Source organism: Actinokineospora sp. PR83 (genome assembly GCF_021056305.1).
Lineage (GTDB): Bacteria > Actinomycetota > Actinomycetes > Mycobacteriales > Pseudonocardiaceae > Actinokineospora > Actinokineospora spheciospongiae.
The window spans coordinates 123,303-148,448 of record NZ_JAJCXD010000005.1; the positions used below are offsets into that span (position 1 = coordinate 123,303).

Genomic DNA, 25,146 nt, shown 5'->3' on the forward strand with positions numbered 1-25,146 from the left:
GGCGGTCTAGCGCGATGTGGTGGTGGGGAGTTCGGGGAGCGGCGCCGCGCAGATGCGAACCGCTTCCTCCGGGGAGATCCCCAGCATCTGCAGCATCTGCCGCGCGAGGTCCTCGACGGCACTCGGGTCCACCAGGGCGGGGTGGGACGTCTTCAGGCGCAGGAACCCCAGGAGCGCGCCCCCCACCGTGCTGAGCGCGAGGGGGAGGCTGGAGACGGTGAAGCGACCGGCGGCCACGGCGTCCTGGATGTCGCGCATGGCCCGGGGTCCGAGTCCGTCCTGCAGCTCCAGGAGGTCGAGCCCGAACCGGTTGAGGACGTCGGCGAGGGCGGGGTGGGTCCACGCGAGTCGGGCGGAGATCCGGAACGACGTCGCGAACCTCTCGGCGGGGTCGCCCACGTCCTTCGTCGCGTCCTCGATGAGCTGGGCCCACTCTTCCAGCACCGCGGCGGTCGCCGCGTGGAACAGCTCTTCCTTGCTGCTGAAGTGGTTGTAGAACGAGCCGAAGCCGATGTCGGCGGTGTCGGTGATCTGCTGGATGCTCGCCGTCGACGACCGGCCCTCGGTGATCAACCGCTTCGCGGCCTCGATCAGGGCCCGGCGGGTGCGGACCTTGCGGCGGTCGACGCGCCCGGTCTCCGTCGTCGAGTCCGCGCCTGCCATCCAGGTCCCCCCTCGCGTGGTTGTGGTTCCCGCAGCGTATCCGGGCGCGGTCGCGGACCCCGGACGTCTTGTCTCTTGGAGTGTCATCACATAAACTGGTGAAATCATCAGTTTTGAAGGAGTTCATCAGATGCTGGTGCACGACGACAGCCACCGCGGCCTGCACAGCGAGCAGGGCGGGCGGCCCGGCGAACACCCGGGGCGGTCGCGGAACCCGGTCGTCAAGGTGCACGACATCGCCTGGCTCGAGTTCGAGAAGCCCGACCTGGCCGCGGCGGAGGTCTTCGCCCGCGCCTTCGGGTTCACCGTGGCGTACCGGTCCGCCACCGAACTCGACCTGCGCGGCGCGCTGCCGGGCTCGCCGTGCGTGATCGTCCGCAAGGGCCGCCGCTCCCGCTTCGTCGGCCCGGCGTTCACGGCCGCCGCGGCCACCGACGTCCTCCGCCTCGCCGACCACCTCGGCGTCACCGCGCGCCGCCTGCCCGAGCACCTCGGGGGTGTCGGCGTCGACGTGCGCGAGCCCGCGGGCGCCCTGGTGCGGGTCGTGGCCGACACGATCGAGCACCCGGCCCTGGAGGTCCAGCCCGCGCACGTCCACAACACCGGCGGCGAGGTCCGCCGGGTCAACGCCACGCAGCGACCGCCCCGGGCACCCGCGGTCGTGGAACGCCTCGGCCACGTCGTGCTGCAATCGGACCGCTACCTGGCGTCCCTGGACTGGTACCTCGACCACCTGGGGCTGATCGTCTCGGACTTCCTCCACTTCCCCGGCCAGCGCGACCGCGGGCCCACCATGAGCTTCATCCGGTGCGACCAGGGCAGCACGCCGGTCGACCACCACACCCTCGCGATGACCCTGGGGCCCCGCAGCCGCTACGTGCACTCGGCGTACCAGGTCGCGGACCTCGACGCCCTCGCCGCGGGCGGCGAGCACCTGCGCGCGCTCGGGTACCGGCACTCGTGGGGCATCGGCCGCCACATCCAGGGGAGCCAGATCTTCGACTACTGGCGGGACCCCGACGGTTTCCTGGTCGAGCACTTCACCGACGGCGACCGGTTCGACTCCTCCCTGGAGCCGGGCTGGGCCGAGATGACCGCGAGCGGACTCGCCCAGTGGGGCCCGCCCGCCACCGCGGACTTCCTCGGCGTGGCACCGGGCCGGGAGTCCCTGCGCGAAGCGCTGTCGATGCCCGGCGCGCTCCGCTCCGACAACGAATTCGACCTGTCCCGCCTCCTCGGCCTGCTGAAAGTAGCCCGCTCATGAGCCTGCCCGTCCTGCGCACCGCCGACGCCTGGTGGCTGCGGCGAACCGACGGCGCGGTGCGCATCGCCACCGACGCCACGACGACCGCCGGGCTCCTGGCCGACCGCGCTGCCGTGCTGGCGGCCCGCCAGGCCCCCGACCCCGTCCCGGTCGAGCGGCTCGCGCTGATCGCGCCCGTCACCGCCCCGTGCCGGGTCGTGGCCCAGATGGCCAACTACGCCTCCCACGCCGAGGACGCGGGCATGAACCCGGCCGCCGTGCCGCTGACGTTCTTCCGCAAGTCGTCCGGGTCCCTCAGCGGCCCCCACGACGACATCGTCCGACCGGCCCACGTGACCCTCCTCGACCACGAGGTGGAGATCGGCTTGGTGATCGGCCGCGACGTGCCCGTGGGCACCACGATCACCGAGACCGACCTGCCCGACGTCGTCGCCGCGCTGGTGGTCACCAACGACGTGTCGGCGCGCGACCTGCAACTGCCCAAGACGCAGTTCTACGAGTCGAAGTCCTACCGCACCTTCACCCCCGTGGGCCCGGCGCTCGTCCTCCTGGAGGACGGGGAGTTCGAGCGGTTCGCCGAGCTGCGGCTGCGCCTGTGGGTCAACGGGGAGATCCGCCAGGACGAGCTCGCGGCGGACATGATCCACCGACCGCTCGCGGCGTTGCGCGAGCTGACCCGGTTCCAGGACCTCTCGCCGGGCGACCTCGTGCTCACCGGCACCCCGGCGGGCACCGCCCTCAGCGCCCCGCCGAAGCCCGTCGAGCTGATCGGGGCACTGCTCCCGCCCGCCCTCAAGTGGCGGATCTTCCTCGGCAAGCAGGCGAAGAACCCTCGCTACCTCCAGGACGGCGACCTCGTGGAGGCCGCCATCGCCACCGACGACGGCGCCATCGACCTCGGCGCCCAGCACACCTCGGTCCGGTGGACCGCGTGAGCGCGGCGAACGCCACCGGGCAGGCGTGGTGGCCGACCTACCGCGCGCCGGACGACCTCGCCGCCGTCGAGGAGGTCCCGCTGGCGGACAGGGGCCTCCCGGCCACGACCTACGACCTCCTGCGGCACGCCGTGCAGCAGCGGGGCGACAAGACCGCCCTGGTCGTCATGCCGGACGCCGCGCGGTGGCGCGACGCCGTGGAGCGCACCTTCGCCGACGTCCTGCGGGACGTCCACCGCTACGCCAACGCGCTGCACGCGCTCGGTGTCCGCCGAACCGATGCCGTCACCCTCATGGCGCCGAACTGCGCGGAACTCATCCCGGCCGTCCTGGCGGCCCAGCTCGCGGGGATCGCCGCGCCGGTGAACGGTGCTCTCACGGCTGAGCACGTGTCGCAACTGATCCGCCGGTCGGGATCGCGGACGCTCATCGCCGCGGGCCCGGAACTCGACCCGGCGGTGTGGGAGACCGCCACGTCCCTGGCCGCCTCCGGCGACGTCGACACCGTGCTCGTCGTGCGGCCCACCGCCGCCCGCGGCCGGGCGCCGGAGCTTCGACTGCCGGGGGTGGTGGTGGAGCACCTGCACGACTTCGCCGCCGACCGGCCGGACGACCACTTCGCCGGGCGCCCTCCCGCGGCGACCGACCTCGCCGCGATCTTCCACACCGGCGGCACCACCGGCCTGCCCAAGCTCGCGGCCCACACCCACCGCAACGAGGTCGTCGACGCGTGGATGCTGGCGGCCAACGACCTGCTCGACGAGGACGCGCGCATCTTCGCGGCGCTGCCGCTGTTCCACGTCAACGCCTTGGTCGTGACCCTGCTGGCGCCGATGTTCAAGGCCCAGACCGCGATCTGGGCGGGTCCCCTCGGCTACCGCGACGTCGACCTCTACGGCTGCTTCTGGCAGGTGGTCGAGCACCACCGGATCAGCACGATGAGCGCTGTCCCCACCGTCTACGCCGTGCTCGCGCAGGTGCCCGTCGACGCCAGGATCGACAGCATGGTGTGCGCCGTGGTCGGCGCGGCGGCCCTGCCCGACGCCGTGCGCACCGGCTTCGAGCGGCACACCGGTGTGCCGCTGCTGGAGGGCTACGGGCTCACCGAGGCGACGTGCGCGAGCGTGCGCGGCTTCGTCGACGCCCGCCGACCGGGGTCGGTCGGGCAACGCCTGCCGTACCAGCGGGTCAAGGCCGTGCAGGTCGAGGACGACGGCTCCTGGACCGACCTGCCCCCCGGCGGCAGGGGTGTCCTGGCGATCGCGGGCCCCACGGTCTTCGGCGGGTACGTGGTGGGGCGCGACGAGGGCGGTCTCGTGCTCGACGGTCAGGGGAAGCTGGTCGACGGGTGGCTCGACACCGGCGACCTCGGGAGCGTCGACGAGGACGGCTTCGTCCACCTCGCGGGCCGGGCCAAGGACCTCATCATCCGCGGTGGGCACAACATCGACCCCGCCGCCGTGGAGGACGTGCTGCTCGCCCACCCCGACGTCACCGGCGCGAGCGTCGTCGGCGAGCCCGACGAGCACGCGGGCGAGGTCCCGGTGGCCTTCGTGACGGTCGCGGCGGGCGCGGCGGTCGGCCCGGAGGAGATCCTGGAGTGGGCGTCCGGCCGCGTCGCCGAACGGGCAGCGGCACCGCGCCGCGTCACCGTCCTCGACGCACTGCCCCTCACCGACATCGGGAAACCCCACAAGCTCGGCCTCCGCGCCCGAGCCGCGCAGGAGGTCCTCGCGCAGCGACTGCGGGACGTGGACGGGGTCCACGACGTCTCGGCGGACGTCGTGGACGGCGACGTGGTGGTCAGCGTCGTGGTGGACGGCGGCGACACCGCCCCCGACGCTCGCGCCGCCGCGGAGTCGGTGCTCGGCCGCTTCGCGGTCCGCTCACGGGTGCGGGAGCTGTCGTGACCGCTTCGCTCGTGGCGGTGGGCATCACCGGCCTGCTGCCTGCGGTGACGGGCGGGCTGAAGCTCGCGGCCGTGCCCGCCATGCGCGCCCGCGCCGCGCACCTCGGCTTCTCGGTGCGCGCCTTCCGCGTCCTCGGCGCCCTCGAACTGGCCGGTGTCGCCGGTCTCGCAGTGGGGCTGTTCGCCGCGCCGATCGGGGTGGCGGCCGCCGTCGGGCTCACCGCCATGATGGTCGGCGCGGTCGTCTGCCACCTGCGCGCCGGTGACCCGCCCGCGGCGACCGTGCCCGCCCTCGTCGTCGCCGCTCTGCTCGCGGTTGTCATCGCGCTCCTGGCGGGGGTGGTGTGACCGTGCCGGTCAGGTCGCTTCCCGTGGTCGTCGTCGGTGCGGGCCCCACCGGGTCGTGCGCCGCGCTCGGCCTCGCAGCCCGCGGCGTGCCCTGCGTCGTGCTCGACCGGTGGGAGCGGGTGTACCCGCAGCCGCGCGCGGTCCACCTCGACGACGAGGTGTACCGGGCGCTGGCCCGCCTGGGGCTCGGAGCCGAGCTCGCCGGGCTGACGCGACCCGGTGGCGGCCTGCGCCTGGTCGACGCCGCGCTGTCGGTGCTGGCGGAGTTCTCCCGCGACGGCGTGTCCCCCGTGAACGGGTACCCGCGGGCGAACATGTTCGACCAGCCCGCCCTGGACGCCGTGCTGCGCGCCCGGCTGCTCGCCCACGAAGCCGTCACCTTCCTCGGGGGACACGAGGTGACCGGGGTCGAGCAGGTCGGCAGCGGTCGCGTCCGCGTCCGCCACCGCGACGTCCGCACCGGTGAGCCGCACGAGGTCGAGGCGGCCTTCGTCCTCGGCTGCGACGGCGCCAACAGCCGGGTGCGGCAGTCGATCGGTGCGCGGATGGTCGACCTGGGCTTCGAGCAGCGCTGGCTGGTCATGGACGTCGAGACCGAGGCCGACCTGCGCCAGTGGGACGGTGTCCACCAGGTGTGCGACAGCACGCGCGCCGCCACCTACATGCGGGTGGGCGCGACCCGCCACCGCTGGGAGTTCAAGCTGCTCGACGGCGAGACGGCAGCCGACTTCGGGTCGCTGCCCTCGGTCGAGCCGCTGCTGCGGCCGTGGCTGCGCGGTGTCGCCCTGGACGACCTGCGCCTGGTGCGCTCCACCGAGTACACCTTCCGCGCCGCGGTGGCCGACCGGTGGCGCTCGGGACGGGTCTTCCTCCTCGGCGACGCCGCGCACGTGACGCCGCCGTTCATCGGGCAGGGCCTCGGCGCGGGGGTCCGCGACGCCGACAACCTGGCGTGGAAGGTGGCCGGGTTCCTCGACGGCACCCTGGGGGCCGACGTGCTCGACTCCTACCAGGCCGAACGGCTCCCCCACGCGCGCGCGTCGATCTTGCTGGCGCGGCAGGTGGGCCTGCTCATGTGCAGCGGCGGCCGGGTCGGCGACGCGGTGCGCCGCCTGCTCGTCCCGGTGCTCGGCCGCATCCCCCTGCTGGTCAGGCAGGCCGTCGACAGCGCCACACCGCCCCTGCGCGCGTCCGCCCTGACCCGGGCGGACCGCCGCGACCGCCTCGCCGGTCGGCTGTGCCCCAACGCCCTCGACGGCCGCCCCGCGCTCGACGAGCGGATCGGCCCCGGGTGGGCGCTGGTCACCCTGCGCGCGCCGTCCCCGTCGTGCCTGCGGGAGCTGGTCGCGCGCGGGGTCACCGTCGTGGAAGCGGGCGACCACCCCGAGCTGTCCGACTGGTTGCGCGCGGGACGCTGTGTTGCCGCACTCGTCCGCCCCGACCGCTCGGTGCTGGCCTCCGGCGACGAGGTCTCCACCCTCGTCTCGACGGCCTCGTCCCTCCTCCCGCCGCGAACCGAGGCACCCGCATGAGCAGCACCGCACCCGTCTACCGCCCGGACATCTACGCGCGGAGCGCGATCCTCGACCCCTACCCCCACTACGCGCGCATGCGGGAGTTGGGGCCGGTCGTGCGCGTGCCGAAGCAGGGCGCCTACGCCGTCGTCCACCACGCCGCGTGCAGGCAGGTGCTCCTCGACGACTCGACGTTCCGCTCCGGGCACGGGGTCGGGCTCAACCCGGTGGTCAACAGGCTGAGCCGGGGGACGACGCTCAACAGCGACGGCGCGGAGCACGAACGCAGGCGCACCGCGCTGGCCGCGCGCCTGACCCCGAAGTCCCTGCGCTCGATGCGCGAGGAGGTGCAGCGCCGCGCCGACGACGTGGTGGCGGCGGCGGTCCGCCGCGGCCTCGTCGACGGGGTCGCCGACATCGCCGAGGCGCTGCCCACCTCCTTCGTCCCCGACCTGATCGGGTGGCCCGCGGACGGCCGCGAGCACCTGCTCCGCTGGGCGGCGGCGACCTTCGACACCCTCGGTCCGCCCAACGCGCGCACGGTGCGCGCCGCGCCGCGGGCGATCGCCATGATGCGGTTCGCGCGCTCGGTCGTGCGCCGACGCGCGGCGCTCCCCGGTTCGATGGGGGCGGACCTGCTGGAGAAGGCCGACCGGGGCGAGATGCGGCACGGCGAGTGCCCCGCCCTCATGATCGACTACCTGGCGCCCTCCCTGGACACGACCATCAGCGCCATCGCGAGCGCGTTGCTGCTGCTCGGTCGCGACCCGCGGCAGTGGGCGGCGCTGAAGGCCGACCGGTCGCTGGTGCCCAACGCGGTCAACGAGGTCGTCCGGGTCGAGTCGCCGCTGCGGGCGTTCGCCCGGTACGTCCGGACCGACGCGTCGGTGGGCGAGACGGACCTCCCCGCGGGGTCGCGGGTCATCGTGGTCTACGCCTCCGCCAACCGCGACGAGCGCGTCTGGGACGACCCCACCGCGTTCGACATCACCCGCGACGCCACCGCGCAGCTCGGCTTCGGCCAGGGCGCGCACGGGTGCGCGGGCCAGGGGCTGGCGCGCCTGGAGACCCAGGCGATCCTGCGGTCGCTGCTCGACCGGGTCGACCGGATCGAGGTCGTCGGAGAGCCGGTGTGGGGGCTCAACAACATCATCCACAAGCTCGACCGGCTGCCGCTGCGCCTGGTCGCCGCCTAGGAGAGGACGAGCATGGAGATCATCGCCGACTACGGCCGGTGCGAGGGCCACGGGCTCTGCGTCGACCAGGCGCCCGACGTCTTCGACCTCGACGACGCGGGGGACCTGGTCCACCACTTCGAGGGCGTCGACGTGCCCGCGGACCTGGAGGCCACCGCCCGACGCGCGGTCGACGCCTGCCCGGTCGCGGCGCTGCGGCAGGGATGAGCGTCCGCCACGTCGTGGTGGTCGGCGGCTCGACGGCGGGCGCCACCACCATGCGAGAACTCCGCGGCCGGGGCTACGAGGGCCGGATCACCCTGCTCGACCCCGAGGACGGCACGAACCGCCCGCCGCTGTCGAAGGCCGTGCTCGCGGACCCGGGCAACGACGCGACCGTCGGCATGGACCACCGGGGCCTCGACGTCGAGCACGTCCGCGGGGCGGCCGTGGGACTGGACCCCTCCGCCCGGGTCGTCATCGCCGAGGACGGGGAACGGCACCACTACGACGCCCTCGTCGTCGCATCCGGCGCGCGAGCCAGGCGCATCGCGGCACCGGGACAGCGCGGCGAGGCGGTGCTGCGCACACTCGCCGACGCACGACGGCTGCGGGAGCGGTTGACAACCGCGGCCCGCGTGATCGTCGTCGGCGGGGGCTTCCTCGGGATGGAGGTCGCCACCGCTGCCGCCAGGGCCGGTGCCGAGGTCACGGTGGTCGACGTGGAGGCACCCCTGCGGCGCCACCTCGGCCCGTACCTCGCCGACCTCCTCGTCGCACGCGCCGCGGCGATCGGCATCGGGTTCCGGCGATCCGCGGTGCGCCTGCACGCGGACCCCGTGAGCGGGGTGGAACTCGACGACGGAACCGTCCTGCACGCCGACGTGGTGGTCAGTTGCGTCGGGGACCTGCCGGAGACCGGCTGGCTGGGCACGAGCGCAGCGGTGACCGCGCACGGGGTGCTCGTGGACCGCGCGGCCCGGACAGCGGTCCCGCACGTCTGGGGCGCGGGGGACGTCACCTGCCACGCGCAGGGCGGGAGCGCCAGGAGGCGACCGTTCTGGGCGAACGCCGTGACCCAGGGCCGTGTCGCGGCGGCCTCGATCCTCGGCCTGCCGATCGACGCCCCGATCGTCGACGACTACTTCTGGACGGACGTCGCGGGCACCCCGCTCAAAGCTGTCGGCAGGCTGCCGCCCGGTGGCGCACCGCGGGTGCTGGAGGACGCGGGAGGCGGCGACGGGGTACTCGCCTGGGGCGACGAGGCCGTGGTGGCGGTGGGCGTGCGCCGCCCGGCGCCACGGCTGCGGCGGATGCTCTCGGAGCTGGGGCAGCAGAAGCCCCCGGCCTGAGCGTGAGGTTCTCCGACAGCCCGAGGCTGTTGCCACCTGAATCGCCCCCGTCCCACTACCGTTCCCACGCCGCGCGCCTCGGCACGGCCGCGGCGGGAGGCTGTGCGGAGTGGGCAGCGCGGGTCGACCAGCGGGATGCCCGTGGGCGGCAGGTCGCGATCCCGGCCTGTCGCCCACGGTGTCGCCCCGTCGGTCTGCCGGTCAACCCGCAGGCGCAGGTGGCCATCCGGAGCACCGGATGGCCGATACCAGCGCGCTTCACTCGTCGGCGACGAACTCAAGGTCTTGGTCGTGGTCGGTCGGCTGTCGGTCGGTGAAGTCGCCCATGATGTTGTCGAGGCAGTGTTCGACGACGGCCGCGATGGTCAGGGTCGGGTTGACGCCCGCGGTGGAGCCGGGCATCAGGGCCGAGTCGAGGCAGTAGAGGCCGGGGTGGCCGTGCAGGCGGCCGTGCAGGTCGGTGGCCTTGCCGATGACCGCGCCGCCGAGGGGGTGCAGGACGAGGGGGTACGCGGCGAACGGGTCGAGGAGGGTGGCGCCGTCGGGTCCGGTGTGCGGGGCCGCGCGGCGCATGAGGTCCAGGACGTCTCGGTGGGCGGTGGTGTCGCTGCCGCGTTCCCACCGCAGGTGTGCCGCGCCGGTGAGGGGGCAGTGGGTCCACCGGCCGAAGCGGTCCGGGATGCCGATGCCCGGGCAGACCAGCAGGCGGTTGCCCGCCGGGCGGGAGAGTCCGCCGTGGGTGATCATGGCGGTGTCGTCGTGGTTGCGGGCGAAGTGGGCGGGCGGTCCGCCCTGGTGGGCGCCCACGGGGTGGGAGTTGTCGACGAGGACCGGCATCTGGTCGCCGTTGGTCCCCCACTGGGCGCCGACGAACTCGTTGAGCCCGGGGAGTGCGCCGGTGGCGCGGGCGGTGACCAGCATCCTGGGGGTGTGGACGCCTCCGGCGGCCAGCACGAGGCGTTCGCACACCACGCGGATGCGCTCCAGCACCCGGCCGCGGACGTCGAGGTGTTCGACGTCGACGTGGTAGCGGCCGTCGCGGTGCTGACCGATGCCGGTGACGTTGTGCAGTGGTCGCACCACTGTGCGGCCGGTGGCTTCCGCCTCGGCGAGGTAGGTGCGGTCCACGCTGAGCTTGGCGCCGCTGTCGCAACCGGTGAACAGGTATTGCCCGATGGTGGCCGAAGGGCGCCTGGTGCCCTGGAGCTCGGCGCGGATGACGTCGAAGTCGAAGCCGCTGACGACCTTCTCGGCGGGCAGCCCCGCCTCGACGAGGGCGGTGTGCCACAGCTTGTTGGTGCGGTAGCGGGGGTGGGAGAGCAGGTCGTCGGGGAACGGGGCCGCGCGTAGTCTGCGGCGGGCGCGGGGGAAGTGGGTGCGGTCGAGTTCCCCGTAGTCGATCCCGGGCGGGAAGACGCGGCGGAAGGCGTCCGGGCCCGGCTGCGGCAGGATCGCGCCGTAGACCAGGGTGCCGCCACCGACCCCGGCCCCGCACACGACGGTCAGGTTCCGGTGCGCCAAGACGTCCAGCAGCCCGGTGGAGCGCGGGAGCGCGGACGCGGCGAGCGAACCCAGGGCCGACACGGGCCACGGCAGGCGCGGTGGCCCCGGCGCTGCGCGATCCAGCCAGAGCAGCCGCTTGTCCAGCGACGGGAACCAGGGGAAGGTGCCACCGCCCGGGGTGATGGGCCACCGGCGCCCCCGCTCCAGCACGAGGTTGTCGACCCCTGCCCTGGCGAGGCGGAAGGCGGTGATGCTGCCGCCCACCCCGGACCCGATGATGACCACGCGGTGGCTCTCCTCGCGGTCCACGCCGCCGCGACCGGTGGGCGGAGTGCCGCTCATCGCGACCCTCCTGCGGGTCGTGGCGGCCCCTGTGGAACACCTCGGCTGTGGATGTAGACGCCGGGGGCGGGTTCTCCGGCGGGGTACCGGGCGCTCCCGATCGGCGGCGGTGTGCGCTGGGGGCCGGACCGCTCGCGCAACCACTCCACCCAGGGGTGCCACCAGGTGTCCTTGTGCTCGGTGGCACCGGCGAGCCAGGTCGCCGGGTCCGGGGCAGGCGGTCGGTCGCTCGCCCAGTACCGGGCCCTGGGGTGCGGCGGTGCGATGGCGCCCGCGATGTGACCGCCGGAGACGAGGTGGAACCGCACGTCCCCCGGCAGCAGCGAGGTGGTGCGGTAGGCGAACTCCCACGGGATGATGTGGTCGTCGCGCGCCGAGGTGACGAACACGTCCTGCTCGACCCGCTCCGGCCGCAGCCGCCTGCCCGCCAGTTCCACGCGGCCCCCGGCGAAGTCGTTGTCCAGGCAGGACTGTCGCATGAAGAAGTCCTGGGCGCGGGGGGTGACGTTCATCGGGTCGCTGTTCCAGGCCAGGATGTCGAATGCGGGGGGTTTGCCACCCCGGAGCCAGTTCGCCCCCACGTACCGCCACACCAGGTCGTCGGCCCGCAGGAACCGGAAGAAGGCGTCCATGTCGCGACCGTCGATGTAGCCGCGCCGGTCGGCCGCGCGCGCGATGGCGGGGACGACGAACCGCCTGAGGACCTTCCCGGTGGCGCTGTTGTCGGCGAAGTCGGCCGAGTCGGTGAAGTCGGCGATGGTGTTGATCAGTGTGATGCACCCGATGCGGGGTCGTTCGTCCTCGGCGACCCAGGCGGCCAGCATGAGCGCCAGGAGCCCACCGAGGCACGCCCCGGCGAGGTTGACCTCCTCCGCGCCGGTGATGTCCGCGATCGCCCCCAGCGCCGGTACGAGACCGTCCCGCACGTAGTGGTCGAGGCCCACGTCCCGCGAGGCCGCGTCCGGGTTCCGGTAGCTGATGGCGAAGACGGTGTGCCCGTGCTCGACGAGCCACCCGATGACGCTGCGCTGCGGCGCGAGGTCCAGGACGTAGTACTTGTTGACCCACGGCGGGCTGACCAGCATGGGGACGGCGTGCACGGTCTCGGTCCGCGGCTCGTACTGGATCAGCTCCATGACCTCGTTGCGGAACACCACCTTCCCCGGCGTCGCGGCCAGGTCCCGCCCCTTGACGAAGGGGGCCGCGTCGACCGCCGCGGGCAGGCCGCGGTTGGCCGCCAGGTCGGAGAGGAAGTTGGCGGTCCCCTGCACCAGGCTGCGCCCACGGGTCTGCCGCGCCGCGCGGAGGGCGGCGGGGTTGCCCGGCAGGAAGTTCGTCGGCGCGGCTGCACCGACGCCCAGCTCCGCCAGGAAGCGGGCGGCGACCCGGTCGTGCTCGCCCAGCGGCAGGGCGTCCACGGATTCCAGCACGAACCGGGAACCCAGCAGGTAGGTCTGCCGCACCAGGTGGAAGTAGGGGTTGGTGTCCCAGGCGGGGTCGTCGAAGCGCTTGTCGCCCGCGGCGGGCTCGACGCCCGCGGCCCCCGGGTCCCGCCGCAGGGTGCCCGCGGTGGCCCGGGCGAGGCCGGTCGCGAACCGCCGGTGGGTACGGACGAGCCCCCGCGCGGTCGCCCGCAGCCCCGGGACGCGGTGCGCGCGGGCGCCGGGTTCAGGACTGGTCTGCGTCACGGGGTCTTCCCTGCGGGGCGGCAGCGGCCGGGGCGGTCCTGCCCGTGTTGTCGCGGACGAAGGGACCGAGGTGGTCGAGGAACTCCTCCGGGGTGTCCAGGTGGGGGATGTGGCCCGCGCCCCCGATGACCGCCAACTTCCCCTCGGGGAGCCGCCAGGCCGCGAACAGCGCCTGCCACACCGGCACCACGTCGTCCGTCAGGCCCCACACCACCAGGGTGGGGACGGAGATGTCCCGGAGGCGGTCGAGCACCACGAAGCGCTGCCCCCGCAGGCTGACGCCCCGGCGGACGACGTCGAACGACGTGCGCAGGTAGGTCCGCGAGAACGACAGGCGCAGTTGGTCGCGCCAGACCTGCCACGGCACCCGCCACGGCTGCCGGAACTGGAGGGTGCTCGACGCCACCCGCAGCAGCACTCCGCCCGGCAGGAGCAGGGCGGTGATCACCAGGTCGGCGATCGGCGACGGGATCAGCGCTTGCGCGGCCACCAGCGGGTTGATCATCCGCCCGAGGCCGTTGGCGTCGACCAGCGCCAGGCGGGTGACGCGCCGCGGGTGCGCCAGCGCGAACTCGGCCGCGAGCAGCCCGCCGTAGGAGTGGCCGACCATGACGACCTCGTCCACACCGATGGCGTCGAGGAAAGCGGCTATGAAGGACACCATCCGGGGTGGGGCCACGTCCTCCACGGGGTCGGTCTCGCCGAACCCCGGCAGTGACGGAACCACCACGCGGTGGGTCGGCGCCAGGGCGCGCATGACGCCCTGCCAATCCCGTCCGTTGCTGGCGTTCCCGTGCACGAACAGGACCACCGGCCCCTCGCCCACTTCGCGGTAGAGGGCGGAAACACCTTGGACGAACACCCGCCGCTCGGATTCCATGGTTGTCAACTCGCCACTCCTCGGAACTCCGACAGGAGTTCACCTCGACGGGAGATCATTCGAGCCGCACGGGACCACGCGGCCGACCTTCCTCATCACGGGGATAAGTATCGGCAGGGCCGGAGGTTCAGGGCGGATCTCGAACCCAGTAGACGTCTCCGCGAATGTTTCCGCCAGCCCCTCGGCAGCCATTTCTGTTGAACCTGTTGAACTACTCCTCCGCATGACAAAATAGGGGATGATGTAACAGGAAAAGCCGCGGGACGAATTGTCTGGCATCGGTGGGCGTTGCCGGGGAACCGCGCGCAGAGGTGAGGTTCACCACGCGGCCCGCGGAAGGCGTCACCCTGTTGACGGGTTGTCAGCCGGTCTTCCTGACACTTGACTGGAAGGCAGTGGTCAACTTGCAAACCGCCTATTGCGGCTCCACATCGCACGTGAGGTTGGGGAGGGTATGGCTGCGCGGAATCACAGGAAAAACGAGGCGCTCCGCGCTCTGCTCAAGGAGGCGCGGTGGACGAACCACAATTTCTCCGCCGCGGTCAATCGCGTCGCGGGCGAGGCGGGCGTCATTCTGAGCTATGACCGGACCACCGTGTCGCACTGGTTGTCGGGAAGTCGCCCGCGCACCCCAGTCCCGTCATTCGTGGCCGAGGCGTTCTCCCGCCGCCTGGGGCGCCCCGTGTCGGAGGTCGAGACCGGGATGGCGGCTCCGCAGGCGGACCGCGCGATTCCGCCACCCGAGGGGGTGGGGGTGCGGGACCTGCGCGGGCTCGTGCTGGCCGACCTCGACCCGGTGCGCCGGGCGCTGCTGCGGGAGCAGCCGTTCCGCCTCGACTGGGTGGTGGCCCCCGAATGGCCGGGTTCCCCAGACCTGCCCCGGGTGGCGCTCGAACCGGCCGAATGCGGGATCCTGGCCGGGATCGGTGCGATGACCTCCGCGTTCACCACCGCCGACCGGTCCTTCGGCGGCGGCCACGCCCGGGTCGCGCTCACCGCCTACCTGGCCACCGACGTCGCGGTGTGGCTGCGGGCCCATCGGATGGAGCGCAGTGGAGGAGCGCTGCTGAGCGCGTCGGCCACCCTCGTCCACCTGGCGGGCTTCATGTGCTTCGACGACCTGCACCACAACCTCGCCCAGCGCTACTTCCGGATGGCGCTGGAGTTGACCGCGCAGGCGGGCGACCCCCTCGGCCACGCCGCCGTCCTGCGCAGCATGAGCGCGCAGGCGTGGTTCCTTGGCCACCACCGGCAGGCGGTCCTGATGGCGGAGGCGGCGCTCGCCCGCGCGGGCGGGCACGCGCCGCCCGGCACGCGGGCGGAACTGCTCGGGCAGGCCGCCGTCGCCCACGCGGCACTGTCCAATCGCGACGAAGCCCTGGCCAGGCTCACCGAGGCCGAGGAGAGCCTCGACGGCGCGCGGCGGCCCACCGAGCCCACCAGCCGGGCGAACCTGGCGCACCAGGCGGGCCAGGTGCTCGCCCTCCTCGGCGACCGCTCCGCGGCCCAGGGCGCCTGGCGGGCGTCACTGCGCCACCGCCCCGTCGACCAGCGCCGGTCTCGCATGATCACCACGCACCGGCTCGCCGAACTGCACCTGCGCCGGGACCGCGTCGAGCAGGCGTGCGCCACCTGGCAGCGGTTCGTCGACGAATACCCCTACATCCACTCGGCCCGCGTGGATTCCGCTCACCGCAGCTTCCTGCGGCAGCTCCGCCCGTACCGCGACCACACCTGTGCGCGGCGCATCCTCGACCAAGCGGCGACCGGACCGTGATCGTCGTCCCGGCACCGGCGCCGCACGGACCCCGGTGGGGCCCGTGCGGCGCGCGTTCGCTCAGACGGGGCAGGTGAGCTGGAAACCGGACTTGACGGGGCAGAGGAACTGCGAGTAGCGGGTGTCCTCGTCGACGTAGCGCTTGAGCCAGGAGACGGTGTACTCGGTGACAGTGGCGCTGTAGCGGTTGGTGGCGAAGTGGTCGGCGTTCTTGAGCTTGAGGTAGCCCTGGTCCTGCTTGGCCTTGAGCGAGTTGTACATGGGGGTGGCGTGCATGAAGGCGGGGGCGATGAAGTCCCGGTCCGCACCGATGATCAGCGTGGGCACGGTGACGTCGGAGAAGTCCGAGTACAGGTTCCAGGGCGTCAGCGGCACGGCCGCCTTCAGGGCCGGGTTCTTCGAGGCGGCGATGAGGGTTCCGCCGCCACCCATCGAGTGGCCCGCGACGGCGAGGCGACCGGGGTCGACGCGGTCCTTGACCGGGGACTGGTTGGCGAGCCAGTCCACGGCGGCGAGGAGTTGGTCGCTGCGCGGCTCGGGGTAGTCGGTGGTGGCGTTCGGCGCGAGGGTCAGCACGACGAACCCGTGCGAGGCCAGCGTCGGACCCAGCCAGGAGATGGCCGCCTCGCCCTCGAGGTAGCCGGGGATGACCGCGACCGCGCCGAAGGTGCCCTGCGAGGTGTCGTCCGGGTAGTAGATCGTGCCCTTGTTGAAGCCGCGGCCCGCCTGCGCCGGGACGGCCAGCTTGCCCGTCGTGAACGGCCCCTGCTGCGCGCGCACGGACTGCTCGGTGGGAGCAGGCCCCTTGGCGTACCCGGCGAGGGCGACCACCGAGGCGTCGGGGCGCTCGCCCGCGAAGGCCTGGGGACCGACCAGGGACGCGGTCGCGACCGCGACCGCGGCGGCGGCGATGCCCGCCTTGGCGAAGATGCGTCGTTGCATGGCAACTCCTTGAATCTGTCACAGCACCGGACGAACAGGCCCCCGCCCCAGCACCGCGGACACCTGCATACCTTCATTGCGCACATCCCGAGTGTTGCGGTGACCCCAACTGTCACGGTTGTGCGCACACCGCGGGAGGCGAAGATTTGTCCGCCCTACCACGGCAACTCACCCTAACAGCCGTTAGGGACGGCGACCAGGGTCCGCATCCGCCGGATCGCCCACCCCGACACGTGAATCGGATTCCGGTCGCGGTGAAGACGAAGAACGGTCGCCACAGCACCACCGACACAGATCGATCGGGAAGTGCCGCGCTCCACCCCCGCTCGGATGAACCTGCCACCGGCTCCACACGGACACCCACCACCCACCTGACCGCGACCGAGGAGAACCGACTCGAACGCGTCCGGCGCCTGCCCGACGGCGGGCGGGGTGTCGACACCAGGGTCACGGGGACGGGCAGTGGGCCACGGCCAAGCGGATGGTCTCGCCCGTTTCGACATCGACTTCACTCGATCGAGGTTGTGTTGCTGGGTGGCGATGACGGTCCGGCGCGTGCCGATCTGACAATCGGGTGGACTGATCCGGTCGGAAGAGGCAACCTCGACGTGGGCGCTGTCACCAGTCGCGTGTCGGTGTCATTCTCCTTGTGCAGCAGGAGAACCTTGCCGCAACGATTCAACGGGAGGAGATGGGGGACCATGAACAGGACGCGGTGGCGAGCGGTCTCGACTTCTGCGGTGGCGGTGGCGGCGTGTCTCAGCGCGACGGCCCCGGCCTCGGCGAGCACCATGGTCATACCGTGCACGCCCGACCCGGCGAACAACCGCTGGTCCTGCACGAACCGCCCGAACATCGACGTCATCGACGCCCACGTGACCGTCGGCCGCCTGCAGGGCTCGCGCAACTACTTCTTCTGCCGTGAAGACGGCGGTGACCCGCACGGTGGCTGGATCCACACCCGAGCCGACAACGGGAACTACGGGTTCGTCCAGGCCAACAACGTCTTCGACGACGGCGACAACCTCCCCGACTGCTGACCCGCACGACCGGGAAGTGCCGAGGCGAACGCGCGCCCGTCCACCCCCCATCGCAGCGGATGACACCCCGAGGCCGGCGGGGGCGGATGCCGACACCCCCTGGTCCAGCCCGGCGCCGGGCCTGCGGTGGGTTAGACACGCCGGACGACCGGCACCCCGATGTCGACCTGGGTAGTGGAGAGCGCCAAGCCGGAGGAGAAGTCCGCGGCTCCACGCAAGAGCGTGCTGAGCGACATCGTCGGGGGCATTCGGTGGCTGTTCCGAAACCGGACCCTGCGGGCGCAGGCCGCGGTTTCCTGCCTCGGCAACGTCGCCGCCACCGCCCAGTTCGCGATGCTCGCGCTGCCTGCCAAGGAGGTTCTCGGACTTTCGTGGGTTGCGGCCGCGATGATGGCGGTGAACGGTGCGTTGATGACCGCGGAGAAAGTCCGTGCTGAACAACCGAGCCCTGGCACGCGCTACTGGCGGATCGGCCGGGTGAACGGGAAAAGCCGACATCCGCGGCGCAGATCGCGCGAGTGGCGACGTCGACCGCGGTGGTCGACTCCACCCACCCGGTCACCCCGTCCGGAGGCGAACAGCCGCGCCACGGTCAGGGCCACAGCCAGGAGATGCCGTGGACCCCGGGAGTGCACTTGGGCAGGAAGGTGTGCACGGTGTGCGAGGCGTCGGTGGTGAGTCGCCGCCGTCGTTTCGGGGCGGAGGGGACGGTGTCGCGGTAGTAGCTGTGGCAGCGGGCGGGGAGGGTGGACCCGGCGAACCGCACGCGCAGGAGGAAGTCGTGGGCCTGCACGCGGAAGCGGCGCTCGTGCAGGCGCGAGGGGGCCGGGCTCGGGCCGAGCACGGTTTCGTACTCGATGATCGCGGTCTCGTTCCTGGCCAGCGTGCGGCCGAAGTGGATCTCGGCGGCCAGGTACCCGTTCTCGTGGTCGGCGGCCACCTCGCCGAGCCGCCCCGCCCGCACCCGGATGTCGGAGGGCATGACCTCGCCGTCGTCCACGCCGTGGGCGACGAGGAAGCGGTCCTGGCCCTCGGCCACCGCGCGCAGCACCTGGGTGACCGCGATCAGGCGCAGCGAGCGGTCGGCGTCGACGGTGCACAGCTCGGACACGCTCAACGGGACCACCCCGTCGTTGAAGTGCTCGAACGAATCCCCCAGTGCCCGCTGGAACGGTGAGTCCACGCCGTAGAGGTGGCTTCCGGTGACACCCGCGGTGATGGCTCCCCTGCCCCGGGGCCGGGGTGGTCCCAGCAGGTCGAACAGGGTGTCGCGGGGCAGGTTGAGGATGGCCTCGAGTTCGCGCAGCGCTCGCAGCGACTTGGCCCGTTCCGGCCTGCTGCGGCCCTGCTGCCAGTAGCTCAGCGTGGCCAGACCGACGTCCACGCCGCGGTCGGCCAGCCTGCGGCGGATCCGCTGCAGGGTCAGGTCGCGCCGCTGGATCGCGGCCCGCAGCACCTCGTCGAAGCTCTCCGCGCGCGGCGCGCCATCGGGGTCGGCGGTGTGGTCCTGTGCTGTCGGGAACCGGCTCACGGCGGCGCTCTTTCGTTCGCGGGTCTCCTTCGGACGGGAACGCAGTATCACCCGCGGCGCCGTGGCTGTCACCCCTGTGGGGAAGTGGCAGCCACGGCGCGCGGGTCTTGTTGTGATCAGCCGACGTTCAGGGTCAGGCCGTAGTAGGACAGCGCGTCGCCCAGCGGCTGGAAGTAGGAGGACTTGCCCGCCTGGTTGCCGCCGTTGAAGGTGCACTGCTGCCCGGTCGGGCCACCCGAGGTCATCCCCTGGGCCTGGTTGCCGGAGATGTAGGCCCCGCCGCTGTCACCGCCCATGGTGCACACCGAGGAGCTGCCCAGTCCCCGGACCACGGTGTTCGGGCCGCCGTTGGGGTCGGTGTAGGTGACGGTGACGTTGTAGCCCTTGATGGTGCCGCAGGTCCAGCCGGACGTGGCGCCGGACTTGCAGATCGAGGAGCCCACGGCGGCGCGCTGCCCGCCGCGGACGGCGATGGTGCCCACCGCGCCCCAGGTTCCGACCTGGGTGGCGATGGAGTTGCCGGGGTCGACCTTGGCGATGCCCATGTCGACGCTGTTGGCGCCCAGCGCGTAGCGCGAGCTCGTGCCCTTGGCGAACCGGGTGCCGTTGAAGTACAGCGTCGGCGACCCCGCGACGCAGTGCCCGGCGCTGACCAGGTACTGCGCGCCCGACGAGCTGCGCGCGCCGAAACCGACCGAGCAGTAGAAGCCGTCGTACGTCATCTTGCTGCCCGGGTAGACGGTTGCCTGGGTCTGCAACGGCCTCCCGCTGTTCTTCACCCGCACCGCTTGGCCGAACCGGGCGGCCTCGGCGAGGAACGCCTTGGCCTGCGGCTTCGCCGCGTCGCCCACCTCGACCTCGACCACGTCGGCGGCCACGTCCACCCCCCACGCCGAGATGCCCTCGGGCACCTGGCGGGTGGCGAGCTCATCGAGCTGCGCCTGGACCCGGTTCAGCGCCGCCTCGCCGCGGGCCGGGGTGCGCGCCGCCAGGCCCGCCGCCCGCACCCGCGCGGCGCTCGCCGGGTCGGCGGTGTTCACCGTCAGGGTGCCACCGCCGTCGACGAACGCACCGTCCACCCGCAACCCGCCGCGGGTCAGGTCGGCGAGCCGCTGCTGCTGGACCGCCTCCCGGTCCAACCGGGACACGGCGGCCCGCTCGTCGACACCCAGGGTGCGCGCCAGCGCGGTCACCATCTCCGGCTGGTACTGCTGCGGTGCCGCGCTCGCCGAGGACCCGGTGGTCGCCAGGGCGGCGGGGACGAGCGCGCACAGCGCGGCACCGGCGATCAACGACTTCCGGAAACTGATCGACATAAACCATGCCTTTCCTCTCCGAAGTCCACACGCGCAGGGGTGGAGGAGGCGCGGAACTGCCATTTCCGCGCCTGCTCAGCGTGTGGATCTCCGGCGACCGGCGGGACGACCGGCCGTTGGGGAAAGACTTTGCTATTGACCACGCGCCGTGGACAAGAGACTTTCCGGGAGAACTTTTCACAGAGAGAATGCAAATCGTTGAACACCGTCCCGCGGCCGTGCGGCGAGGGGCTGTCCACGTGAAGACGCCGCCCACCTGCGACCGTGGCGGATGCGACCGCCTGCCTCGGTCATCATGCGGCGTCAGGGGGCGCCGTTCCCGGTGCACTCGATCCGAACTCCTCGCACGCGGGCCACCGCGTCCAGCAGCTCCGGCAGGCGTGTCCGGCGCACAAAAACCTGCGGATTCCGTTGTGAATCCATGCGAAATTCCTGCTGCGCGTGTTCGCGAGACCGCAGGTCTGCATATCGTGGAGCGCCAACGCCCATTCGCAGGCGCTTCGAACCGCTGTCCACCGGCCGAGGGGCATCGCATTTCGACCACGGTGGGTCGCACCCGGAGTCCGTTCCCGGCGCACGAGGTTGTTGGCCGCCCGCTGCACGACCGCCCCGCCACCACCCAGGCCGACACCTCGACCGGGACGACACCCGCACCCGGGTCGATCACCACCGAGGACGGAACGCTCACATCCGCGTCCCGGAACACCGAAACCGCGGCGATCTTGTCGGCGACCCGCGCCACCACCGCCTCCGCACGGCGCCAGCTCGTCCACAGTGGACCACTCGGGCTGGTGGGCGGCGGCGATCCCCGCCACCGCGTTCGGGAACACCGCGGTCTCCCGGTCATCCAACCTGAGTCCTTCACACCCACCCGGATCAAGGGTTCCCGACCCGGGTCCCGCCGGGCGGTGATCGCCCGGTGGCGCGCGTCGGCCGCCGAATGCCGGGTTCGGTCCTGCTCCGCCCACTTCCGACTGTCCCACTCGCCCCGGCTGTGCCGGTCGGTGAGCAGCGGTTCGAGCAGGTCGGGCAGTGACGGGCGGCAGAACAGTCCGTGGTGCTCGGCGCGGCTTTCCAGGAACGAGGTTCCACCGGGAGCCGGGCCGGGAGGAGCGAGATCCACCTCGTGGAGGTGGGCGGGACGATCTCCTGGCGTCCTGGTCGATCTCTCGGCAGTATGGGGAGCATGCCAGCCGATCCCGGGAGTTCCGCCGACGTGGCCGTGGAGAACGACTACGACAGCTTCGCCGAGGCGTACACGGTCGAGAACGACACCAGCCTCATCAACGCCTACTACACCCGGCCCGCGATCGTGGACCTGGCCGGGGACGTGGCCGGTCGCCGGGTTCTCGACGCCGGGTGCGGCTCCGGTGCCGTGGCCGAGGCGCTGCGCGACCGGGGCGCCACCGTGGCGGGCTTCGACCGCAGCGCCAAGATGGTGGAGCTGGCCCGGCAGCGGCTCGGCGACGACGCGGACCTGCGGGTCGCCGACATCGCCCGACCGCTGCCGTACCCCGACGGCGCGTTCGACGACGTCGTCGCGGCTCTGGTGCTGCACTACCTGGAGGACTGGGCCGCGCCGCTGGCCGAGCTGCGGCGGGTGCTCAAGCCCGGCGGCAGGCTGATCGTGGTCGTCAACCACCCCATCGTGTACAAGATCGTGCATCCCGGGGGCGACTACTTCGCGACCGCCAAGTGGTCCGACGAGTACACCTTCAACGGTCAGCAGGCCGTGCTCACCTACTGGCACCGACCGCTGCACGCGATGACCGACGCCTTCACCGCGGCGGGCTTGCGCACGGCCGTCATCAGCGAGCCGCCCGTGGTGGCCGAAGCACACGAACTCTTCCCCGACGAGATGGCCGAGTTCCCCTCCGGGGCCTTCCTGAGCTTCCTGTTCTTCGTGCTGGAGGCCGTCTGACGGCCGAGGCCGTGGACGGGTCACCCCCCACCGCGGCGGACACCGAGTCCGATCGCGAGCAGCCCGGTCCGCCGCGCTCGTGAGTACGGCCGCGGGCCTCACCGTCACGGGCGATTGTCGTCACTGAAAGTGTGAAAAACGCTTGGTGTCCAGGCTTTGCCATTGACCCGTCTGCCTCTGTCCAGGATCGTCCGGATGTCAGTAGCGTCTCCGGTGTCGATCACCGTGGGAGCGGGGCACGTGGTGGCGCAGCACATTCCCCCGCTCGCCCACCGCGGCCCCGCGGGCTTCCTGACCGGCGCCACCGGACACCCACGAGTCGAGTCGCAGACGGACCACCAGGGAGCACCAGTGCATTTCACCCCTTCGGAACAGGAGAAGCTGCTCCTCAGCGTCGCGGGCATGCTCGCAGGCCACCGCAAGGAGCGGGGTGTGCGGCTGAACCACCCCGAGACGGTCGCCTACCTGAGCTGCTGGGTGATCGAGCAGGCGCGCGTGGGCCAGAAGACCGTCGAGGACCTGATGGCCGAGGGCAAGACCCAGCTCACGCGGGCCGACGTCATGGACGACGTCCCCCTCATGCTCGAGAACGTCCAGATCGAGGCGACGTTCCCCGACGGCCGCAAGCTCGTCACCATCCACGACCCGATCGCATGAGGGGACCCGTGCCCTACTTCCAGACAACCGCGTCACCGTCGGAGACCCCGCCGACGACCGCCACGCCGCCCACCGCCGAGCTGCCGTTCCGGTACGGGCCCGGGCACATCTGGACCGACCCGACCGCGCCCGACCTCGAACTCAACCGGGGGTTGGCGAAGACCGAGGGCGTCTACGTGCAGAACGTCGGCGACCGCCCCATCCAGGTCGGCTCGCACGCCCACCTGGCGGACATCAACCCGGACCTCAAGTTCTTCACCGAGTCCGAGGTCCGGCAGCTCGACGTGCTGCCGCCCGACCCGACCGCAGCCGAGGTCGAGGCCGCCCGCGCGAAGTCGAAGGCGCTCGCCGAGCAGACCGGGGACGCGGCGGCCGAACGGGTCCACGGCAACCGGTTCGACATCCGCTCCGGTGCGTCCCTGCGCTTCGAGCCGATGTCCAACCCGGACGGACCGCACACGCTCGTGGCGATCGGCGGCAAGCGCCTCGTGCCCGGGATCCGCCTGGACAAGCAGCCCGGCGAGGAGAGCCTCGACTGATCCGCGGCACTCCGACACCGGCTGAACAGCACAGGAGACAGACATGCGGATCTCCCGCGAGGACTACGCCAAGGCCTTCGGCCCCACCGTCGGCGACCGGGTGCGCCTGGGTGACACCGACCTGTGGATCGAGATCACCCACGACCTCACGTTCGGGGGTGACGAGGCGATCTTCGGTGGTGGCAAGTCCATCCGCGAGTCGATGCTGCAGGGCACCACCACCAGCGCCGACGGCGCCCCGGACACCGTCATCACCAACGTGACCATCCTCGACGCCAAGCCCGCGGTCCCGTTCGACGAGAGCACCGAACGCCCCGTGGTGCGCGCCGACGTCGGCATCAAGAACGGCAGGATCGTCGCGATCGGACGCTCCGGCAACCCGGACGTGTCCAGCGGTGTCACACCGGGCCTGCACATCGGCCCCGCCACCGACATCATCGCGGGCGAGGGCAGGATCCTGACCGCGGGCGCGGTGGACACCCACGTGCACTTCATCTCGCCCTCCCAGGTGGTGGAGGCGCTCGCCACCGGCACCACGACCCTGATCGGTGGCGGGGTCGGCCCCTCCGAGGGCACCAAGGCCACCACCGTCACCCCGGGCCCGTGGCACCTGCTGAACATCCACCGCAGCCTCGACCACCTGCCGGTCAACGTGCTGCTGCTCGGCAAGGGCAACACCGTCAGCCAGGACGCCCTCGCCGAGCAGGCCCTGGCGGGCGCGGGCGGCTACAAGGTGCACGAGGACTGGGGTGCCACCCCGGCGGCCATCGACGCCGCCCTGACCGCGGCGCAGCGGTGGGGCCTGCAGGTGGCCCTGCACGCGGACTCCCTCAACGAGGCGGGGTTCGTCGAGATGAGCCGCAGGGCGTTCAAGGGCCGCCCCATCCACGTGTTCCACGCCGAGGGCGCCGGTGGCGGGCACGCCCCCGACATCATGGCACTGGCGGGCGACGTCAACGTCCTGCCCGCCTCCACGAACCCGACGCTGCCCTTCACCGAGAACACCGTGGCCGAGCACCTGGACATGCTGGCGGTCTGCCACCACCTGAACCTCGACGACCCGGCCGACCACGCGTTCGCCGAGTCCCGCATCCGCGCCACCACGATCGCCGCCGAGGACGTCCTGCACGACCTGGGCGCGATGTCCATCACCTCCTCCGACGCCCAGGCCATGGGCCGCATCGGCGAGGTGATCACCCGCACCTGGCAGGTCGCGCACGTCATGGGTGGCCGGTTCGGCGCCATCGGCCCCGGTCCCGCCGACAACGCCCGCGCCCTGCGCTACGTGGCCAAGTACACGATCAACCCGGCCGTGGCCCACGGCATCGACGAGCACATCGGCTCGGTGGAGCCGGGCAAGCTGGCCGACCTCGTGCTGTGGGACCCCCGCTTCTTCGGCGTGCGCCCCGAGCTGGTCGTGAAGGGCGGCGCACTGGTGCGCGGGAACCTCGGTGACCCGAACGCCTCCATCTCCACACCGCAGCCGCGGCTGATCCGCCCGGCGGTGGCCGACGCGATCGGCGCGGACCTGTCCTACACCTTCGTGTCCCCGCGAGCCCTGGAGGAGCAGAGCTACCGGGAGTGGCACTCCCGCAACCCGGGCAAGCCCTCTCTGTTCACGGGGGACACGCTGGTCGACACCCTCGCGCTGCGGCGCAGGCTGGTCGCGGTCAACGACACGCGTTCCACCACGAAGGAGGACATGGTCTTCAACGCCGAGACCCCGGCCATCGACATCGACCCGGAGACCTTCGAAATCACCGTCGACGGCACCAGGATCGAGCCGAGGCCGACGACGATGGCCGAGCGGCTGCCCCTGGCCCAGCTCTACACGATGTTCTGAGGCGACG

The 25,146-nt window shown here is 72.3% G+C and carries 21 protein-coding genes; 14 read left to right on the plus strand and 7 right to left on the minus strand.

Going from position 1 to position 25,146, the window contains the following annotated elements; translation table 11 throughout:
- Positions 1 to 6 precede the first annotated feature (6 nt).
- The gene (locus L6E12_RS01700) at positions 7 to 663 is read right to left on the minus strand and encodes a TetR/AcrR family transcriptional regulator (protein ID WP_236226084.1); all 657 of its coding nucleotides are present in this window, start codon (positions 661 to 663) and stop codon (positions 7 to 9) included.
- Between the two features lie 130 nt (positions 664 to 793).
- Here L6E12_RS01700 and L6E12_RS01705 point away from each other — a divergent pair, with 130 nt between their 5' ends.
- Genes L6E12_RS01705 through L6E12_RS01740 form a run of 8 tightly spaced genes read left to right on the plus strand, consistent with a single transcriptional unit; the run spans position 794 to position 9,160 of the window.
- Positions 794 to 1,927, plus strand: coding sequence for a VOC family protein (locus tag L6E12_RS01705; RefSeq protein ID WP_236226085.1), 1,134 nt, complete (start codon positions 794 to 796; stop codon positions 1,925 to 1,927).
- Positions 1,924 to 2,862: a fumarylacetoacetate hydrolase family protein gene (locus L6E12_RS01710; RefSeq protein WP_236226086.1), complete on the plus strand. Its 939-nt coding sequence runs from the start codon at positions 1,924 to 1,926 to the stop codon at positions 2,860 to 2,862. The genes L6E12_RS01705 and L6E12_RS01710 overlap by 4 nt, the downstream gene beginning before the upstream one ends.
- Positions 2,859 to 4,772, plus strand: a complete 1,914-nt coding sequence (locus L6E12_RS01715; protein WP_236226087.1) for an acyl-CoA synthetase — start codon at positions 2,859 to 2,861, stop codon at positions 4,770 to 4,772. Before L6E12_RS01710 ends, L6E12_RS01715 begins: the two co-directional genes overlap by 4 nt.
- Positions 4,769 to 5,119, plus strand: coding sequence for a DoxX family protein (locus L6E12_RS01720; protein WP_236226088.1), 351 nt, complete (start codon positions 4,769 to 4,771; stop codon positions 5,117 to 5,119). Before L6E12_RS01715 ends, L6E12_RS01720 begins: the two co-directional genes overlap by 4 nt.
- Positions 5,116 to 6,651 carry a bifunctional 3-(3-hydroxy-phenyl)propionate/3-hydroxycinnamic acid hydroxylase gene (locus L6E12_RS01725; RefSeq protein ID WP_236226089.1) on the plus strand — a complete coding sequence of 512 codons (1,536 nt, stop codon included), beginning with the start codon at positions 5,116 to 5,118 and terminating at the stop codon, positions 6,649 to 6,651. Before L6E12_RS01720 ends, L6E12_RS01725 begins: the two co-directional genes overlap by 4 nt.
- The gene (locus tag L6E12_RS01730) at positions 6,648 to 7,829 is read left to right on the plus strand and encodes a cytochrome P450 (RefSeq protein ID WP_236226090.1); all 1,182 of its coding nucleotides are present in this window, start codon (positions 6,648 to 6,650) and stop codon (positions 7,827 to 7,829) included. Before L6E12_RS01725 ends, L6E12_RS01730 begins: the two co-directional genes overlap by 4 nt.
- A gap of 12 nt (positions 7,830 to 7,841) precedes the next feature.
- Positions 7,842 to 8,036 (plus strand): ferredoxin, encoded by a 195-nt coding sequence (locus tag L6E12_RS01735; protein ID WP_236226091.1) that lies wholly within the window; start codon positions 7,842 to 7,844, stop codon positions 8,034 to 8,036.
- The gene (locus L6E12_RS01740) at positions 8,033 to 9,160 is read left to right on the plus strand and encodes an NAD(P)/FAD-dependent oxidoreductase (protein ID WP_236226092.1); all 1,128 of its coding nucleotides are present in this window, start codon (positions 8,033 to 8,035) and stop codon (positions 9,158 to 9,160) included. Before L6E12_RS01735 ends, L6E12_RS01740 begins: the two co-directional genes overlap by 4 nt.
- A 258-nt stretch (positions 9,161 to 9,418) precedes the next feature.
- Here L6E12_RS01740 and L6E12_RS01745 read toward each other — a convergent pair whose 3' ends face one another.
- The 3 genes from L6E12_RS01745 to L6E12_RS01755 are packed head-to-tail and all read right to left on the minus strand — an operon-like array spanning position 9,419 to position 13,573.
- The gene (locus L6E12_RS01745) at positions 9,419 to 11,005 is read right to left on the minus strand and encodes a GMC oxidoreductase (protein ID WP_236226093.1); all 1,587 of its coding nucleotides are present in this window, start codon (positions 11,003 to 11,005) and stop codon (positions 9,419 to 9,421) included.
- Positions 11,002 to 12,693, minus strand: coding sequence for an alpha/beta hydrolase (locus L6E12_RS01750; protein ID WP_236226094.1), 1,692 nt, complete (start codon positions 12,691 to 12,693; stop codon positions 11,002 to 11,004). The genes L6E12_RS01745 and L6E12_RS01750 overlap by 4 nt, the downstream gene beginning before the upstream one ends.
- Positions 12,674 to 13,573 (minus strand): alpha/beta fold hydrolase, encoded by a 900-nt coding sequence (locus L6E12_RS01755; RefSeq protein ID WP_236226170.1) that lies wholly within the window; start codon positions 13,571 to 13,573, stop codon positions 12,674 to 12,676. The genes L6E12_RS01750 and L6E12_RS01755 overlap by 20 nt, the downstream gene beginning before the upstream one ends.
- Before the next feature lie 682 nt (positions 13,574 to 14,255).
- On the opposite strand from L6E12_RS01755, the gene L6E12_RS01760 reads away from it, so the two are divergent.
- On the plus strand, positions 14,256 to 15,350 hold the full coding sequence (locus L6E12_RS01760) for a hypothetical protein (RefSeq protein WP_236226095.1): 1,095 nt from the start codon (positions 14,256 to 14,258) through the stop codon (positions 15,348 to 15,350).
- 60 nt (positions 15,351 to 15,410) lie between these two features.
- Here the strand turns inward: L6E12_RS01760 and L6E12_RS01765 are convergent, their stop codons facing one another.
- On the minus strand, positions 15,411 to 16,292 hold the full coding sequence (locus L6E12_RS01765; RefSeq protein ID WP_236226096.1) for a dienelactone hydrolase family protein: 882 nt from the start codon (positions 16,290 to 16,292) through the stop codon (positions 15,411 to 15,413).
- Positions 16,293 to 16,993: 701 nt separating this feature from the next.
- On the opposite strand from L6E12_RS01765, the gene L6E12_RS01770 reads away from it, so the two are divergent.
- A complete protein-coding gene (locus tag L6E12_RS01770) occupies positions 16,994 to 17,332 on the plus strand; it encodes a hypothetical protein (RefSeq protein WP_236226097.1) in 339 nt (112 codons plus the stop codon).
- A gap of 592 nt (positions 17,333 to 17,924) precedes the next feature.
- Here the strand turns inward: L6E12_RS01770 and L6E12_RS01775 are convergent.
- Together L6E12_RS01775 and L6E12_RS01780 are read right to left on the minus strand one after the other, a co-directional pair.
- Entirely contained in the window at positions 17,925 to 18,863 is a 939-nt protein-coding gene (locus tag L6E12_RS01775) for a hypothetical protein (RefSeq protein WP_236226098.1), read from the minus strand.
- Between the two features lie 116 nt (positions 18,864 to 18,979).
- Positions 18,980 to 20,179, minus strand: coding sequence for a S1 family peptidase (locus L6E12_RS01780; RefSeq protein WP_236226099.1), 1,200 nt, complete (start codon positions 20,177 to 20,179; stop codon positions 18,980 to 18,982).
- A 1,186-nt stretch (positions 20,180 to 21,365) separates the two neighbouring features.
- On the opposite strand from L6E12_RS01780, the gene L6E12_RS01785 reads away from it, so the two are divergent.
- The 4 genes from L6E12_RS01785 (at position 21,366) to ureC (ending at position 25,139) form a co-directional block, all read left to right on the plus strand.
- A complete protein-coding gene (locus L6E12_RS01785; RefSeq protein ID WP_236226100.1) occupies positions 21,366 to 22,100 on the plus strand; it encodes a class I SAM-dependent methyltransferase in 735 nt (244 codons plus the stop codon).
- 351 nt (positions 22,101 to 22,451) lie between these two features.
- Positions 22,452 to 22,757, plus strand: coding sequence for an urease subunit gamma (locus tag L6E12_RS01790; RefSeq protein WP_236226101.1), 306 nt, complete (start codon positions 22,452 to 22,454; stop codon positions 22,755 to 22,757).
- Entirely contained in the window at positions 22,754 to 23,296 is a 543-nt protein-coding gene (locus L6E12_RS01795; protein WP_236226102.1) for an urease subunit beta, read from the plus strand. The genes L6E12_RS01790 and L6E12_RS01795 overlap by 4 nt, the downstream gene beginning before the upstream one ends.
- 43 nt (positions 23,297 to 23,339) lie before the next feature.
- On the plus strand, positions 23,340 to 25,139 hold the full coding sequence (gene ureC, locus L6E12_RS01800) for an urease subunit alpha (RefSeq protein WP_236226103.1): 1,800 nt from the start codon (positions 23,340 to 23,342) through the stop codon (positions 25,137 to 25,139).
- Positions 25,140 to 25,146 lie beyond the last annotated feature (7 nt).